This is a genomic window from Granulicella sp. L46, from assembly GCF_009765785.1.
GTDB lineage: Bacteria > Acidobacteriota > Terriglobia > Terriglobales > Acidobacteriaceae > Granulicella.
Genome location: NZ_LMUT01000018.1, coordinates 245,084 through 262,184, shown reverse-complemented (window position 1 = coordinate 262,184; position 17,101 = coordinate 245,084). Strand labels below are relative to the sequence as shown.

At 56.3% G+C, this 17,101-nt stretch carries 12 protein-coding genes; 1 reads left to right on the top strand and 11 read right to left on the bottom strand.

Annotation, left to right across the window (positions count from 1 at the left end; genetic code table 11):
• Positions 1–418 precede the first annotated feature (418 nt).
• The 9 genes from GSQ80_RS19895 to GSQ80_RS19855 form a co-directional block, all read right to left on the bottom strand.
• Positions 419–1,129 (bottom strand): hypothetical protein, encoded by a 711-nt coding sequence (locus tag GSQ80_RS19895; protein WP_158789391.1) that lies wholly within the window; start codon positions 1,127–1,129, stop codon positions 419–421.
• Between the two features lie 30 nt (positions 1,130–1,159).
• Positions 1,160–1,876: a hypothetical protein gene (locus tag GSQ80_RS19890; RefSeq protein WP_158789390.1), complete on the bottom strand. Its 717-nt coding sequence runs from the start codon at positions 1,874–1,876 to the stop codon at positions 1,160–1,162.
• A 16-nt stretch (positions 1,877–1,892) separates the two neighbouring features.
• Positions 1,893–2,696, bottom strand: coding sequence for a hypothetical protein (locus GSQ80_RS19885; RefSeq protein WP_158789389.1), 804 nt, complete (start codon positions 2,694–2,696; stop codon positions 1,893–1,895).
• Entirely contained in the window at positions 2,693–3,304 is a 612-nt protein-coding gene (locus GSQ80_RS19880; protein WP_158789388.1) for a TMEM175 family protein, read from the bottom strand. Before GSQ80_RS19880 ends, GSQ80_RS19885 begins: the two co-directional genes overlap by 4 nt.
• Before the next feature lie 424 nt (positions 3,305–3,728).
• Positions 3,729–5,264: a hypothetical protein gene (locus GSQ80_RS19875; RefSeq protein WP_158789387.1), complete on the bottom strand. Its 1,536-nt coding sequence runs from the start codon at positions 5,262–5,264 to the stop codon at positions 3,729–3,731.
• Between the two features lie 59 nt (positions 5,265–5,323).
• Positions 5,324–7,654: a beta-glucosidase BglX gene (gene bglX, locus GSQ80_RS19870; protein ID WP_158789386.1), complete on the bottom strand. Its 2,331-nt coding sequence runs from the start codon at positions 7,652–7,654 to the stop codon at positions 5,324–5,326.
• 246 nt (positions 7,655–7,900) lie between these two features.
• Positions 7,901–8,296, bottom strand: a complete 396-nt coding sequence (locus tag GSQ80_RS19865; protein ID WP_158789385.1) for a hypothetical protein — start codon at positions 8,294–8,296, stop codon at positions 7,901–7,903.
• 80 nt (positions 8,297–8,376) lie between these two features.
• A complete protein-coding gene (locus tag GSQ80_RS19860; protein ID WP_158789384.1) occupies positions 8,377–9,072 on the bottom strand; it encodes a TetR/AcrR family transcriptional regulator in 696 nt (231 codons plus the stop codon).
• A 150-nt stretch (positions 9,073–9,222) separates the two neighbouring features.
• Entirely contained in the window at positions 9,223–12,486 is a 3,264-nt protein-coding gene (locus GSQ80_RS19855) for a TonB-dependent receptor (RefSeq protein ID WP_158789383.1), read from the bottom strand.
• 302 nt (positions 12,487–12,788) lie between these two features.
• Between GSQ80_RS19855 and GSQ80_RS19850 the strand changes: the two genes are divergently transcribed.
• Entirely contained in the window at positions 12,789–14,282 is a 1,494-nt protein-coding gene (locus GSQ80_RS19850; RefSeq protein WP_158789382.1) for a GH1 family beta-glucosidase, read from the top strand.
• Positions 14,283–14,815: 533 nt separating this feature from the next.
• Here the strand turns inward: GSQ80_RS19850 and GSQ80_RS19845 are convergent.
• Both GSQ80_RS19845 and GSQ80_RS19840 read right to left on the bottom strand, forming a co-directional pair.
• Complete coding sequence (locus tag GSQ80_RS19845; protein ID WP_158789381.1) at positions 14,816–16,783, bottom strand: type IV secretion system DNA-binding domain-containing protein; 1,968 nt, start codon at positions 16,781–16,783, stop codon at positions 14,816–14,818.
• The coding region (locus GSQ80_RS19840) for a hypothetical protein (protein ID WP_158789440.1) at positions 16,780–17,101 on the bottom strand (322 nt) is incomplete at its 5' end. The genes GSQ80_RS19845 and GSQ80_RS19840, both read right to left, overlap by 4 nt.

Sequence of the window (17,101 nt, the reverse complement as noted above, 5' to 3'; positions counted from 1 at the left end):
AGGGACAGAGCATCAAAATACAAGGACCGAGGCTGCTTCGATTCCATTTCCATGGGGCCATGCTCTCAAGACTTACAAGGTAAGGCAATAGAAAAGCGCCGCAGGCGGCTCGTAACGATCCGTAAAGACTGTCTGGCACGGGTTAGTCCGAATGCTTAGTTGTAGTAGTGTACGAAAAACGGCGTTTTGACCAACGTCGATGCATTGGATTCACCGGAGCCTGAACTTGGTCAAAACCCGACTTTTCGGGAGCGTCGGTTGTGGGTGACGAGAAGCGCGTTTATCAGGACCAATCCGAAATCAATCGCTGAAACAGCGCTGGATAAGTGACTTGGCCTGAAGTCGACAATCGAGATCGATAGTTGCCTCGATAGCTGCCCCGAACGATTCGCAGCAGTGTCGCATCGCACCCACAGCCTTAATGCGCCGATCCGCCTTCCTCCGCTGAGCGAAGTTTATCCAGGTCACGCTGCCCCTTGATGTAAGCCAGTCCGCCGCGGTGCATCAATTCGAGGTAGGCAAGAGTCTCTGTGCGGCGGACGCGCTCCTCGAGAAGCAGGCCGAGGTACTCGTCAAGCTGTGCCGGCGTGATGTGAGAAAAGTCGAATGGGCCGGATGGAAAGGCGGTCTGGAAGCGCTGCTCGAAGGCGACGCGTTTGGTGGCAGCCTCCTGGGCGCGCTCCTTGAGAGCTTCCGAATTAATGACAGCGACTTCGGCGTCACCGGCACTGTTGATCTCTTCCTCGCTCAGCAAATGAATGAGGCCGCTGGATTTGGCCGCGGCGAGGTTTTCGAGCCGGATTGTCTCGATAGGGAACGCGGGACGATACGCTGGCGGAGGCAGCGGGTGGTGGAGCGAGATCGTCTCCCGGACCTGCTGTATGCGAGCCGTGAGATCTTCGACCTGCTGAGTGTTGGCGTCCCGGTTTTCATCCACATCGCGAAGATAGAGGCGCGCATCGGTGATGGCGCCCTGGCGCAGGTCGGTACGCTGATGGTGCTCGTGAATGAGCTCGACGGCTTGTTCGAGGCCGATGGCGATGAGGATGCCGACCGCGATCGTACCGATGTGAAGGAAGAAGTCTTTCCAGGTGTGATCGGACTTCTGCGGCGGGTGAATGTCGATCATGGAACGTTCTCCGAGGAATGGAAGTCAGGGTTAGCGGGAAGCGATGTTGGCGCGCCGGATGTCGTCTTCCATGTCAGCGCGCGACTGGACGCCGCGAAGGACACTGATGGAAGCGCCCTTCCACCACGCGATCCAGATCCTCTCCTGTTCGAACTCCACGAGGTGACTGTCGAAGATGGCTTCGGCGTCGTCGCGTTGGGCGAGGGTGAGGTGAACGGTCGCTCCGGTGTTCAGGGGATATCCGGTGCGATCGCCGAAGCTCTTCACGCGCTGGAAAGCGGTAGTGGCGGGCTGGACCACGTCGTTCCAATGCGCGCCTTCGGTATCGACACGGTCGAAGATTTCGGCGAGGTTTTCCGGCAGGAGCTCGACCTTCCCGCTGGTTTTTGCGATGGACCAGACCGAGCGGGATGGCGACTGGAGGTTGTCCTGCGCAGGCGGTTGAGGCATGGTGACGATGATATATCCGCCGCGCGGCTGGGCATTGCGCAGGGCTGCAAGCGAGGCTTGCTCCCAGGCAATCTCGTGGTGAGCTACATCGAGATCGAAATCGAAGACTTTCAGGTTGTCGGCACACTCGCGATGGAAACCTTCGATCAGGGCCTGGCGCTCGTGCCGGTGGTGGAGGACCTCAACGGTTTGTTCGAGGCCGATGGCGATGAGGATGCCGAGAATGACGATGAAGAGGTGAGTGAAGAATTCGCGGCGCGTCATGGGCGCGTGCTGGGGCGGGTGGATGTCGATCATGTGGGCTCCGTGAAATCTATTCCGTTCCGCTGGGCTGGTTTGGAGTCGTTTGTGTCTGCGGCTTAGGGGTAGCGCCAAAGAAAGTCGTTGAGCCATTCTCCACAAGGGTTCGCTGCATCGCGGCCTTCTGGAAGGAGTACATCCCGTCCAGTGAATGAACACCTGCCAGAATCGCCTCGTCACCTCCTTCGACCAGGGCGAGAGTGGCGATGCTCCTGCGAATGGCGCCGTCAACCTGTCCCAAACGGAAGAGGAGATCGTCGCGATGAGAGAGGTTGATATGCTGAACGGCCGGATTCGCTTGTTCATACTGGCCACGTACACATTCGCTGATCAGGGTGCGTAGCGTTTCGTGCAGGTATTCGTCCGCGTTGATCTCCTCTACGGTGTTGTAGTCGAGCCGCGCGAAGAGCTCGGCCTGGTCAGCGGGAAGCAGCGCAGCAAGGCCCGCGGCCTGAGCGGCCGACCACGTGGCTCGTGAGGGAGATACATAGAGCGCGGACCCAGCGTTGGGAAGGACGCCGTGCACGTCAACGGAATCGCCGGAACGTTTTCCGGCGAGCAGCGCATCCTCAAGCGATCGGATGTATGTGGCCTGCACTTTGAGCCTGTCGACCGAATCGCGTATCAGCGGCAGGTTGCTCTGCGCTTCGGCGCGCATTTGTTCGGTGAGTTGGGCGACCTGGTGCCGGTGGTGGAAGTACTCGACCGTTTGCTCGAGGCCGATGGCGATGAGCAGGCCGAGGATAACGATGAAGAGGTGTGTGAAGAATTCGCGGCGCGTCATGGGCGCGTGCTGCGGCGGGTGAATGTCGATCATGGTTGGGAGCTCCGTTCTGCCGCCTCTTCCGTGGCCATGGCGCCGGAACTCGCAGTGATGTCGATGGAAACGATGACGAAAATCAGCATTGCAATATAGATCGCAATGGCAGCCGGTAAATAGACGAACGTAAGCGCGCAGAAAACCGCCGCTTGCAGGGTGCCGATTGCAGCCACCCGGTTACGCTTACGGCTCCATTCCTTCCAGCCGGGGTCGCGACCATGAATTTTCGATGCGGACAACCTGAACCATGTCATGCCGGTCATCGCATTCCAGGCAATGATTTGATACACGATATATGCAGTCGGATCATGCGGGTGTTCGACGATGGAGCGCAGCGTCCATGGAAGCAGGCTGGAGAAGAAAAGGGCGCCTCCATTGAACCAGAACATTGCCCGATTGATCTCCCGCACGCGGCAGAATACGTGATGATGATGGAGCCAGATCACAAGCAGGAGCACAAACGTTGCTGAATAGCCGCCGAGGCGCGGCAGCAGATGCCACCAGCCATCCCACCCGGGAATTTCGGGCGTTCGCAAATCCAGCACCATCAGCGTGATGATGATTGCGTAGACTGCGTCGCTGAACAGGGTTAGCCGGTGCTTCATTGTTCTCCTGGTTCCCCGGAGCACAAGCCCAGGAAAACAACTGCGCGGCCCGGAATTTCTACGTCAACAACGGCCCAGCGGCGACAACCACGCTTAGGCACAAACGCGCGCTGGCACGCACGACGGTCTCATTGGCGGCGTAAACCCGAAAATATTAGCACAAGTCTAGCGGACGCTCTTCGTCTCGGTCCTGACAAGTCGGCCAGTGTCTCGGAATCTTACCGAAGAGGGGCCGGATAATCGGACCCTAGGGCGTTTATCAGGACTGATCCTCAAATGCGGCCCAACTCCGGGTCAATGAGCGCCTCGTACTGTTGTCATCAACTGAGAATTGAAGTTGCCGACAGGCTGCCCAGCTCACACGGGACTTTGGCCGATAACCCGATGGATCCAATACAAGAGCGGTTTATTATTCCCCGGATCCTTAGACGCGCTGAGTTGTGATTAGCGCAATCCCGTTTGGTGGAATTGAAATTGTGATCTGGCCGTTTCCGTCGAGATGTGCGACCTCAGGTTCCGGCAAAGCACTCGCGCTTTTGAGTTCGGCGATCTGGCGCATTGTTGGATATGCCGGGCTTCCCATCTTCTGATAGGCCTGAGTGGAATCGCCGTGATCGGCATCCACGCGACTGATATTAACTCGCCCGCGCTTATGCCCGCGTTGCAATTGCAACGTGAACTGTTTTGATTCACCGTGCGTGGCGAACGTGGCGCCGGTTTGCACCAATGGGTCACCCATCGACGTACGCTGTTTCGGATCCTGCGGGATCAAATTCCAAACCAAAACGGCTACGGTGCCATCGCTGCGCCGGGTCGCCAGCAGTGGGCCCTCATCGCTGACCAATTGCCTGTCACCCAGCTGATGCAATAGTGCGAACGTGTTGAACGAGGGTCTCGGGACACCGCGCATTCCGATGAGACCGAAGTTCCTGTTCAAGAAGGTCCTCGGAATTCCCAATTCCTCGAAAACATTATCAAAGGTCCAATAGGACATCATCTCTGAAAGCCCGATGCAACTCTTGATCGTATGAGTGATGAAGGCAGGATTCTGAGAACTCCACTCGGTAAGGAACAGTGGCAGATCCGGAAACTTTGAAGCCTTTATCTGTTGCTTGAGCATCGCTAGGGCTTTGGGTATGACTTCCTCAAAGGCATAGTGAGTCTCTTCACCGAATAAGCTCTTTTGAGGATCATCGGGATAGACGTGACTTGAGGCAAAGTCGATGGGGACGTTTCGCGACGAACAGAACTCCAATAAGTCCCCTACCCAGCCGGCTTGGGCAGTCGCCGGACCGCCAACTCTCAGCCGCCGATCCACGCTCTTCAGCGCCACCGCAGATTGTCTGTACAGTTCAAAATATTCTGCTTTTGTTCCAGACCAAAAGAACGCTAGATTTGGTTCATTCCATACCTCGAAGTTCCATTTGCTGACTTCTTCAATCCCATACCGGTCAACACAGTGTGTTGCGAGCGCACGAATCAATTCACCCCACTGCGAGAACGGATCAGGAGGCGTGATATTTCCACGGTAGAAGAAGGCGGTTTTCTTGCCGCTTGCAAGAGCGCCGGGCATAAAACTGAGCTCGACGAATGGCTTGACTCCCCGTTCCAACATGGCGTCAAACACCATGTCGACGTAGAGGAAGTTAGGGGCTTTGCCCCCAGACCATACGCCCATCTCATCGTCGAAAAGGCCATGGAAGCGGACAGACTTGAAACCGGCTGCGTTCTTCACAGTTTCCAGGTCTGTGAGCCACTGTTCCCGAAGTCCGACGACAGCTCTGTCGGAGCCAACGCACTCCTCCCAGACGTGGGGTAGAGGTCCTTTTACCTCATCCGTATGAATTGAGATAGCGTGCCCCGGCGTTTCGGAAGCGCCCTGCGCCGCCGTTGCAACCTTTGGTGCTAATGCGTGGAAGCTCGCCAATGCAGTTGCTTGAAGAAACGATCGACGATCCATAGAGTGTCCTCTTTCTGAGGTTGAGGCTGCCGTGGGAGACGGCGGGAAATTAGGCGGACCTATGGATTGACGACGAACGATCCGCCGTCGTTGGCCGTGGAATCTTCACCCACCCAGTAGTCAACGGTGGTCGGCTCCTGAGTCCACTTCCTCTTGGCGGTGCTCCAGAACGAGAGGTCCCCTGGTGACAGGGTGAAGTGCAGCGTCTTCTTTTCGTGAGGCTGCAGGAGGACGCGATCGAATCCCTTCAGCTCACGCACCGGTCGCGACGCACTACCGAACCGCTGATGGATATACAACTGCGCCACTACATCTCCAGCGACGTCGCTCGTATTCTCTACCTCAGCTTCGACCGTTATTGGCTGTCCCACTTTAATTTGAGGTTGACTTACTTTCGGCGGGGCGAACGAGAACTTGGAATAGCTCAAGCCGTATCCGAAAGGGAATAAGGGAACGCTCGGCTCATCCCAGTAGCGCCTGCCCTGATTTTGGGGGTCTTGCGTATTGTTATGCGAGTAGTACGTTGGAATTTGATTGGCATCCCGTGTCCACGTGAATGGAAGCTTTCCCCCAGGGTTCGCTTCTCCAAACAGCAGATCTACGGCGGCATTTCCGCCTTCGGTTCCCGGATACCACATGTCAAGGATCCCTGGTATGTGTTCCACCTCCCATTGCAGGTCGAGTGGGCGGCCACTGAATAAAATGAGGACAACCGGTTTGCCGAGCGCCGAAATCGCCTTTAGCAGGTCTTCTTGCCTGCCGGGGAGAGCCAATGAAGCGCGGGAGGCCGACTCGCCATCCATATCCTGGAGCTCTCCCATCACCGCAATTACGATGTCCGAATCACGAGCTACTTCGACGGCGTGACGAAACTCGTCGTCCGCCTGTTCGGGGGTCCAACGTCTCTGGGGTTTCTCCTTCATCAAGCTATCGAAGGGCGAGGAATACTTTCGGCCAAGTTGAATTCCCTGGGCGTACACAACGCTCTCAAATTTGCCTGACTGCTCCAAGGCTCGCCGAACGGTTACCGTGTCGTCGATGTTTTCCCCGCCTGTCCAGGGTCCGAGGGTGTCTTGTCTGGAGTCGGCCAGCTGCCCGATCACAGCGAGTTTTTTGTACGCTTGCGGATGCAGAGGCAGAAGGTTCGCGTCATTTCTCAACAAGACGGCGGAGCGATCAGCGGCAATTCGAGAGGCTTTCAGGTGCTCCTGAAGGACACTGTCCTCCATTGGCTTAACCTCGACGTAGGGATGGTCAAACAGACCCAGTTGAAACTTCAGCCTGAGTACTCTTCGAACGGCGCTGTCGAGCTTCTCCCTATCGAGGGTACCGTCATGTGCTGCCGTAAGCAGCCCGTCGACATCTCCGTAGTTGCTCATCTGGACATCCACACCGGCATCGAGGGCGCGTCGAGCTGCGTCTGCCTTATCGCGAGCAAATCCATGCGGCACGAGATCGGTGACCGCATTATTGTCACTGATGACCAAGCCCTTGAAGCTCCATTCATCGCGCAGCACGTCCGTAAGCAGCCATCGATTCCCAGTAGCAGGGACATCGTTGAGGTCCATGTATGCGCTCATCACGGCAGTCGCGCCTGCCTCAACCGCTGCCTTGAACGGCGGGAAGATGACGTTTCGGAGTTGGCTCTCCGAGAGGTTCGCCGCATCGTGATCTCGACCACCTTCACCAGCCCCATATCCGGCGAAGTGTTTAGCGGTGGCAATCATGTGGTTGGAGTCTATCGGCAAGATTCCCTGAAAGCCATTGACCTGGGCCACAGCGACCTTGGATCCGAGGTACGGATCTTCCCCTGCGCCTTCGACGATACGACCCCAGCGCGGATCCCTGGCGATATCGAGCATGGGTGCCGAGGTCCATTGCTGCCCTCCCGCCCTCGCTTCCATTGCGGCGATGCCCTGATCTCTTTCAATCATCGTCATATCCCAGGAGGCGGCGGCTCCTATCGGCACTGGAAAGATGACCCGGTACCCGTGAATGACGTCCATATCGAAAAGGAGAGGAATGTGAAGGCGAGTTTTCTCGACCGCCAGCGTTTGCAGCGCATTGATCTCGGTTGGATCGAGCACATGATCGACTGATCCAACCATTCCGGCTGCGATCTCCTCGTCGACCTTCTTCTTGGAGAAGTGGAAAGGTTGATTCAGCTGGCCAATTTTTTCCTCGACGGTCATCTGCTTGAGCAGTGCATCGGTCTTTCGCTCGATCTCCGCAGGCGAGAGCGCTTTGGGTGGTGTCGTCTGAAGGCCGGTTCCGGAGCGGGCCTCGGCGGCGGTCCGCTTTGCCTGTCCGAGGCAGAGGGACGACAACGTAAGTATCGACGACACCCCAAGAACTCCTCCGACACAGACGATTCGAGATACGGTTCTCATGAAACTACGTCTCCCTCTCAAGTTGAATCCACAACCACCTGCCAGCTCATGCGGTCGTTGCGATCGGACGATGGAGCGACCCGGCCTGGCGAGTTTCAAGCTCGACCGATCGCGTTCGAATCACTGCATGACTCGTCGTCGCAGCGCAACCGTACCTTTGGCAGGAGTTCAGGAACGGGTGGTTGCAGCCGCGCTTTCAGGAGGTCGCAGATCTCAATGCCGCACTGACTTCAACTTTCGGCTCAGTTATTTCTTCGGAGTATCTGCACCTGGCTTGGCCGGAGTTAATTTGAAGTCTCCCGTAACTCCCATAGGTTCCACATCCGCGTCGCCCTGGACGTTGCCGGCTTCATCAATCGTGCCCGTATAGGTCACGGTCAAGGGTTCTCCGTTGTATTCAGCCTTAACCTTCAGGGTGACATTCTTGCCGTCCACCGTTCCAGTCATTTGCACTTCGCCAGTATCGCTCTTGCAGCTTCCCGCGACTTGATTGTTGGTTTGCGATAGAGAGCAGGTCTGGTCGGTGTCGGTACCCGCAATACTGCTGTGCAAGGTGTATGAGCCTGTAAGTCCGGCCGGTCCGAATGCGAACATTGGGGTCGCGACACATACAAGCAACGAGGGGACTAGTAGCTTTTTCATTCTTAGCCTTTCTAAAGACGATTACGAAGCATGGGGTGGATTGACGCAACGGACTCGCGGCGCCGGTCAAAAGCTTGCGCTTACTTGTTACTAAGGCCGAGAAGGATGATGCGTATGGCTTCATGAAAAAGATGGCGAACCGGCTGTCCATATTCGACTTCTACTCGATTGCCTAAAGATGCAAACCTGCGTTGAGCGGCAATCACGACATTCACTACGGAATGCATCGCCAAGTCCGGGTTCAGATCCGGGCGGAGCGATCCGTCGGCGATTCCCATGCGAACCAAGTCAGCAAACGACTTCGGGAAATCCGGTGCGACTCTTGCGTGAAGCGCGAGCAATAGATCGGTGGACCATTCGTGCGCGTACATCGCGTCAAATTGCGCTTGGAATCGTATGCGCTCCGGATGTTCGGCTAACTCGACTTCGAAGGCGTTGAGCATAGCTTCAATATGAGTCAGCGCGGTTCCCTGCACATGAGTAACGCGCTCTCCAATCTCGGCTGTGGACTGCGCCGTGTATTCTTCCACCAAAGCCCAGATAATCTCATCCTTGTTAGCGAAATACTCATACAGCGTCGTGGGTCGAACGCCAGTTGCAGTGACAATTTCCGTGATCGTCACCCCTTCAATTCCTCGTGCATTAAACAACTCTTGTGCTGCCTTGAGGATTCGACCACGCTGTCGCTCGCGGTGAGCGCGGTAGAGCTTAGGTGGTGCCGGCGGCGGAGGCGACGGGCTCTTGGAAACTGAACTTTTCCGCAGATTCTTAGCCATTTAGGCGATCACTCCAAATTTGGATATAGAATCCAATATTGATTTACCATATGCATTCCTTTCCAGAGCGTCAAGCTTCTCGGCTTCTGCTCTTTATGCTTGCCCGAGATTTACAGATCACGGGCCGCCCTCATTTCGGTCAACCTTTGTTCAGTACGCAAATTTCAGAGCGAATTGAAACTGACGAGACGGAATGCTCGGGTTAACGCTTGTGATCGATCCGAACAGACCGCTATTGGTCGGAAGACCATCCGACCCTAACGAATTTATCTGCGCACTCGGATTGGAGAAGTTAGGGGTGTTCGAGATATTGAAGCACTCCACCCGGAACTGCAGGTTCGCACTCTTCGGGAGGTCAAAGTTCTTGACGAGCGAAACGTCGGCATGCCGAAGGTGTGGCCCGTAGTATTGATTCTTCGTTTCATCTCCGGGCGTTCCAACAGCCTGGGGAGCAAATGCCTTAATATTGAAGAACTGACTCAGCGAGCCACCGCCGCCGACATGTCCGACAACGTTTGGCCGATCGACTGTAACTCCGGGAAGGTTGATATAGGCGAGGGCTGTCCCGGAGGAATTAGCTGATTGGGTCGCTGCGTCCGTGACGGTGAAGGGTAAGCCGGTCTGCCAGGTGACGACTGCATTCGCCTGCCAACCCTTGACCAAAACTTTCTTCAATCCAGAAGACGTTTTTGCGAACGGCAAAACGTAGGTTCCTAGAAAAGCAACGCGATTCCGAATATCCAGATCGGAATTACCGTAATCGTAGGTACCGATCTTGGTCGGCTGTAAGCCAAAAGCACCTGAAATTCCAGTTCCTGAATCGAAGGTATCGTTCAGGCCGTGAGCCCAGGTGTAGTTCGCGTTGAAGGAAAGACCATTACTGAATTCGCGACTAAACGTCGCCTGCAACGAATTGTAAGAGCTGCCCGCCAACGATGGATACCACTGAAGATTGACGACGTTTGGCAGCTGCGTTGCGTAGCGGAACGCAGGGACAATGGACGATCCGGACGGATCAGGAAGGTCGAGATTGACTCCCCCGATCGGTTCATGTCGTCCCAATTGACCGACATAAGCGATGGTCAGAATGTTCGCTCCAATTTGCTGTTGGACATTCAGGTTGAACTGTTCCGCATACGCATCCGGTAGGTTGAAAGGCTTCGTGGAAATTTGCCCTGACAAGTTTGTCGTCGAAGGAGGGGTGGGTACGCCGATTCCTTCATTGAGGTATTGATCGATTGCATATTCAAGCCCCGTGGCGGCTGAGTAAGGAGGATTCAGCAGGTTGACTGTCCCATTGATGACGCTGGGATAGTACGTAAGACCAAATCCACCTCTGATCGCCGTAGAGTTTGTCGCAGAATAGGCGAAACCGAATCGAGGGCCAACGTCCCCATGAGGAGTGCTCACGCCTCCGGTCGGATTTTGAATGAGCTTGAACGTATTCAGATCCAGGTTCGCCATTGTGTTGTTGGTGTTGTGAGGAGCCGTGTACACGTCGTACCGAAGGCCGAGATTGAGGGTGAGCTTTCTGTTGACGCGCCAATCGTCCTGGATGAAGATGTTCGACTCCCAGAATCGATTGTCGATGTTACTGAAGCTATTGGAACGTTCGTACAGGTAGCCAAAATAGCCAGCGCCTGCGTAGCCCAGGAGCTCCGCCATATCGAGCACAGGTGTTCCACCCAGAGCTTCGATTATGAAACCTTGCCCATAGGTACTTTGGAAGTAGCTGCTGTTTCGGAAGATGAGGCCGGCGCCAATTTTAATGGAATGAGCGCCTACGTTGTAGGTGATGTCCCCGTTGACTTGAGCTGTGTTATCGGTTTGATAAATCGGCTCGCAACACGGACCTCCGAGCGGCGCATAGCTCCCAAAGAAGACGTAAGCAAGTTCCGTGGCGCGGTACGCATCGTTCGCTCCTGGTATCGCTAACGCCGGCGTATCGTTAAGATTCTTTCCACTATTCAGACCAATCACGCTGTTCGTGAATCGCGAATACCCTCCACGAAGTTCCATGAGCAGCTTCGGTGTAAAGATGTGAAGGTAATTCACCTGACCATCCTGGGCGCGTTCACTTGCAGTGCCGGGGAACCGTCCGCCAAACGTGTCTCCCACAGGTTGAACTCCGCCGATGGGCGGAAGTTCTCCTGGGACGAAGGTGTTTGTATTGTTGTAGGAGTAACGACCGAAGAGTTGATTCGCTGCATTGAAGTTTTGGTCGATGCGAATATCGAATGTATTTTGATGTTGGACGGTTGCAGGATCCGAAATGAAGTTGCCGCTGGGGAAACCGCTGGCGTCCACCGAAACGGGTGTACGGTTCGGAGCGGGATACAGCTTGAAGTACCCCAGCCCTGTGATGTCGGTTGGCGTAAAGACGGGACCGCCAACATCGGAGAAATTACCAGGGTTTTGTTCTTGAAACAGCGTGGGCACGGTCAATATCGTGACATTCTGTGTGGCATCATTTTTATAGAAACCCTCGTAATCGCCGAAGAAGAATGTCTTGCCTCGCCGTATTGGGCCACCGATGCTACCCCCGAACTGGTTCTGCTGCAGGGTCGGATTTGAAGTAGCAAAGTAGCTCTTCGCGTCCGTAGCGTTGTTCCGGAAGAATTCATAAGCCGTGCCGTGGAAACGGTCCGTGCCGGCCTTCGTAAAGATGCTGATGACGGCGCCAGCCGTACGACCCACCTCGGCCGTGTAGAGGTTGGTTGCTACCTTGACCTCGCTCATCGCGTCCAGCGAGGGTCGGACTTCCATGATGCCAACCAGACGTTCGTTGTTGTCGAGTCCGTCTATCAGGAAATTGTTAAGGATCTCTGGTTGGCCGTTCGCTGAAACGGATGTCGTTTGCCTACGATCGTCCGGTCGCGTACCGCCTGTAACCGAGTTCGGCGTGCCGCCGTTCGTGCCTGGCTGATCTTGTGCGAGTTGGATGAAATTACGACCGTTGAGCGGGAGTTCCTGGAGGGAGCGCCCTCCGATGGTATTGCTGACGCTCGAGTTATCCGTCTGCAGACCGTTCACGGGTACGGTCACAGAGACCGATTCACTGGCCGCACCCACTTCAAGCACTACATCGGTGCGTTTCCGATCGCCCGGCGTGAGCGTGATGCCGTTGAGATCGACTTCCTTGAAACCTGTCGCGGAAACCGAGATCCGATACGTCCCGGGCTTCATCTGCGACAGGGTGTACTCACCCTGCCCATTGGTGCTCGTGGTTCTCTGCAGCTGCGTCTGGACCTCTGTCGCGGTGACGGTAGCATTCGGAACAATTGCGCCTGAGGGATCCGTCGCTGTGCCGAGCAGGTCGCCGGTAATATTCTGCGCAAAACAGACTGCGCTCGGAAACAGAAATACCGTCAGCATCACGAAGGCATACAAGCAAAGCGTCCTGCGGCGAGACATGAAATGGGTTCCCGAAGGGGAATACGGCCTGGCAATTTTCACGGTTGAGTCCTCGATCAAAGTTGCTCGCATATTCCAACACGGCAATCACTGTTGTCAAGGAAATTTGGATAACATGTCTATATTTGGATGTATGCTCCATATTATGAAGTACCCGTCACGAGGTCGAAGTACCCTGAGACGGTTTCTGAAAGGGTCTTACAGAAGGGCAAGCAGCCAGCGATAGCGTAGATTCTTACCGGGAATGAGTTTGTCCGTTCGACTGAAGTCGCACCTCCAACCGCAAAAGGGAGCTCCTTGCAATGACCGAAAACCTGTCCCGCCGCACGTTTGCACGCCTGCTAGGAGCAGGCGCGGCTGCCGCATCCACCTCTTTACCGAGTCTGGCTTCCGGACTGCGTTCAGCGGCCATGCAAAGAGATAGCGACGCGTTGATGCCTGCCAATGCCGGCGAACTCAAGTTTCCAAAGGGATTCGCGTGGGGCGCGGCTACTGCTAGCTACCAGGTGGAGGGGGCTCCCAAGGCTGACGGCAAGGGCATTTCTATTTGGGACGTGTTCGCCCACACACCGGGCAAAATTCATGGGGGCGCAAGCGGAGACGTCGCGGATGACGATTACTACCGGTACAAGGAAGACATCGCGATCATGAAGGACATCGGCCTCAAGGCTGCCCGCTTTTCCATTGCGTGGCCGCGCATCTTCCCAAACGGGACGGGCCAAATCAATCAGGCTGGCCTCGATCACTATCGGAAGGTGGTCGACGACATGCTTGAACAAGGCGTCGAGCCGTACTGCACGCTCTACCACTGGGATCTGCCGCAGTCCCTCCAGGTGAAAGGTGGATGGGAAAATCCGGACACCGCCCGCTCGTTCGCAGATTACGCAGGCTACGTGGCGAACAAGCTTTCCGACAGGATTCACCATTGGATGACCATGAACGAGATCCGCTCGTTTACCCAGGCTGGCTATGGTTTCAATCTTCATGCGCCTGGTCTGCACGTCGGCCGGAAGCGTCTCGCACAGCTCACCCATTACGCTGTCTGGGGACATGGATTAGCGGTGCAGGCCATTCGTGCGCACGCCAATGGCCCCGTAAAAGTCGGATTTGCCGACAATCCTACCGCTGTGTGCCCGGTTATCTCTACGCCCGAGCACATAGCCGCGGCCCACACCGCGTTTCAGGAAGAGAACGCACAATTCCTCAACGTGATCATGACGGGCCGCTATACCCAGCACTACCTGGCACACCTCGGTTCCGATGCACCGGAGTTCACTGCGGATGAGCTGAAGACGATATCCACGCCGTTAGACTTCGTGGGGCTGAACGTGTACAACCCTGTTTGGGTGCGCGCGGACAGCTCAAAGGAGCAGGGATACAACATCGTGGCGAACCCTTCCGACTACCCGCACATGGATCCACCGTGGATTGCAGTCGGCCCTGAAGCCCTGTTTTGGGTACCGACCCTCGCTCACCGCGTGTACCACGTGGACGCGCTCTACATCACTGAGAACGGCGCTGCGGCTGAAGACTACCTAACCTCTGACGGTCATGTTTGGGACACCGGCCGGACCATGTATCTTCGCAATTACCTTTCACAACTGCATCGAGCCATCCAGGCTGGCGCACCGGTCAAGGGATACTTTCTTTGGAGCCTGCTCGACAATTTTGAATGGGCCGATGGGTACAAAAGTCGTTTCGGAATTACCTATGTCGATTTTGAAACGCAAAAGCGTACCCCGAAACTCTCATCTTATTTCTATAAAGCCGTCATCGCAGCGAACGCAGTCACGTAGAGGTCGCAGACTTTGCGACGCCTCTGACGTGGTCGCAACCTCGCCATCTGCGCACCAGTAATGTCATGCCCGGCGACGATCCCGCGGTGGCTGCGGAACGGGAATTCGGGAGTGCTTTATCGCAGCCATTACGCCCCCCCTTGAATCGAGTCACACATGGTCGCCACGTAGAGCAGGTCAGTGAATGCTAGAAGGAACGTCCCGCCGCCAATCGGAAACTACGATTCCATCCGGCCCACTCGTTGGTTCTTGTCGATTAGTGCAAAATCGCCATTGCGCTCATCGATCCAGGATTAGTAACGGGAAGTCGGCTTATCGTCAGTAATTGCGAGTCATGCCTCCGTCAATCCTCAAAAACGGGGTTTTGAGCAACTACGATTTCGAGAGCGCGCCCTCGGCGCGGATCATGGGTTTGCACGGCGGCATAGCGCGGTGATGGGTGGCGGCATAATGTTACTAGGTGGCGGCATATCAGTGAATTCGGCGGCGGAATTGATTGCAGCTAGCAATTATTCTTCATAAACGCCGTAGCCTCATTCAATCCCTTTGCTCTCATCCCAACTGAATCCCTCCCGCTTCGCGACAGACGTTTCCTCCAGCGGCAACACTGCTTGAACAGGCTTCTTTATCTCCGGTGATTGCGTGGAAGCCGAAGTAGTCACGACATTTGCTTTGCGCGGCAGCGGCTGACCTCTCATCCGTTCCACAAACTCCGGCTGCTTGCTCTGTTTCTTTGCCAACCGGAACTTTGCCGGGACGACATGATTCTCGATCTTGATAAAGCCTGTGAGGGGCGGCAGGCCCGCAATTTCGGAAGGCATGATGAGCGGCTTAGTGGCGATCTCCATCGCAAAACTCTTCTTCGACCCGATAAGCCCCATGCTGCGTGATTCTTTCAAACGCTCGACCTCGATCTCGCCGATCGCCTCGGAGATCCACTTCGCCGCCCGCGGTTCCGAAGTCTTGAGGAAGATCTTCGTCGCCGGCTGGGAGAGCATAGCCTCAGCGTCCTGGCCGTAGCGCTTCTCCATCTGGCTGCGCCCCTGTAGACCGATGACGACAGGATTGCCATACTTACGGTTCTCAGTGACAGCGGTGTGGAGTTGCGGTAGCCGGTTCAGGCTGGCCAACTCATCGATCACAAACCATACCGGCTTAGCAGCTTGGTCTTCGCAATATCCCATCATGCGCAGGATAAACAGGTCGAGCCATGCCGCGTGCAATGGCAGCGCCTTGCTCCGGTAGGCAGCAGCAGAGGTCAGAAAGACCCATCGTTTCCGCTCGGTGTACCACTCAGCGGTCGCGAAGGTTTTGCGCTTGTGCTCCCACTCCGGCAATAGCTCCAGACTGTCCGCCACCATATTCAAACTGGAGAGGACCCCAGCTCTCTGCGCGGGAGCGCCGGGATCGAGCAGCGCGGCCAGAGGCGTCCCTTTGACCGCAGCTTCTATGCGTTCCGGATCGGCCATCATCCGCAGGATGTCCCTCGGCTGGGGCTTACGCAGGAGCAGATGTGCCAGGACCCGGCGCGGCGCATCGGTGAAGAACGCCTTCTCGTACTCTTTGTCAGGCAACATGGCGGCGGCAATCGTAGTGGCCGTCTCAGGCCGGTCGATCTCGTCGCCCAACCCCCAATATGGGCAGCGCTCATCAAGCGGATTCAGAATCAGGTCGCCTCTTTTGGGGCTATAGAACTCACCCAAAAAGTCCATTGCTGGGTCATAGACAATGGCGCTCTCACCCCGGTCTTCGATCTGGCGCAGTAGCTGGCGGATCGCCGAACTTTTGCCTGAGCCGGTGTCGCCCATGAGCAGGATGTGGCTGGCCTCCAATCGTCGCGGGATATGGAAGCCGGGCGCTGGTAGCCACTTCCCGAAGATTCCCTTCCGCTCCATCTGGAATCGAATACCTCCGTCACTGGAGCCGTGTAGCCGGGAGAGTAGTTCGGGGCCTTTGGTACGGCGTCCATGGCGCTGCTCCTGCTTCCGGCCCAACCGGTTTCTTCGCCCGAACTGGAACCATAGGGCGTACAAGAAAACGACTGCGGCCAGCACATAGCAAATGGGCCGGAGGAAGATCGCCCACGGGCTGTCGCCTTCGTAGACGGCCGCTTGAAGGTAGGCTTGCAACTCCTTCGCTCGAACCTTGCCTGGTGAAGCGATCGCGACCGCACGCCAACCCTCAGCGAGGGCCTTCGAGCCAAGCGCCAGAGGATGCTTCGGGTCCGATCCCTTTACTGCATCGTCTGGAAGCAGCGTCTCCGGCGTCCGCCCCGGAGCCGTCTTTTCGGCGTAGCGAACGGTGGTCATCGCTCCGGGGTCGCCCCTCAATAGAGAGCACGCGGTATAGGTTCCGAGATAGTAGGTCTGGACGGGATTCATGGTCCAGCTGAGCCACAGCGAAGCCGGAAGAATCAGCAAGAGCGGCCCCAGAGCGAAGAGCAAAATCAGCCACAGGAGGCGCCAGCCCCGGCTCGGAAAGCGTATTGGTCCCGCACTCACTCTAGCCCTCCGGTTCCATCTTCCCCGGTAAGGAAATCGGAGAGCAATTTGCGGGCGTCGGCCAGCTTTCGAGCCTCCGCCTTATCACGGATTTTGACGACCGATTCTGGGAGCAGATACTTGCCTTCAGCCTGCGCAGTGGCTGACCCATGGAAGAGATTGAGGAGCATATACCGGAGCGCCATGACCTCAGCCAGCAACAGCTCCGTGGGGTCGGCGGGACGCTCCCGCGCGGCCTTGAGCGCAAGCTCGCGCAGCCATACCGCGAGCGTCTTGCCGCTCGTCTCGGCAGCCGCTTCGACTTCCCGCAGCTCCTCT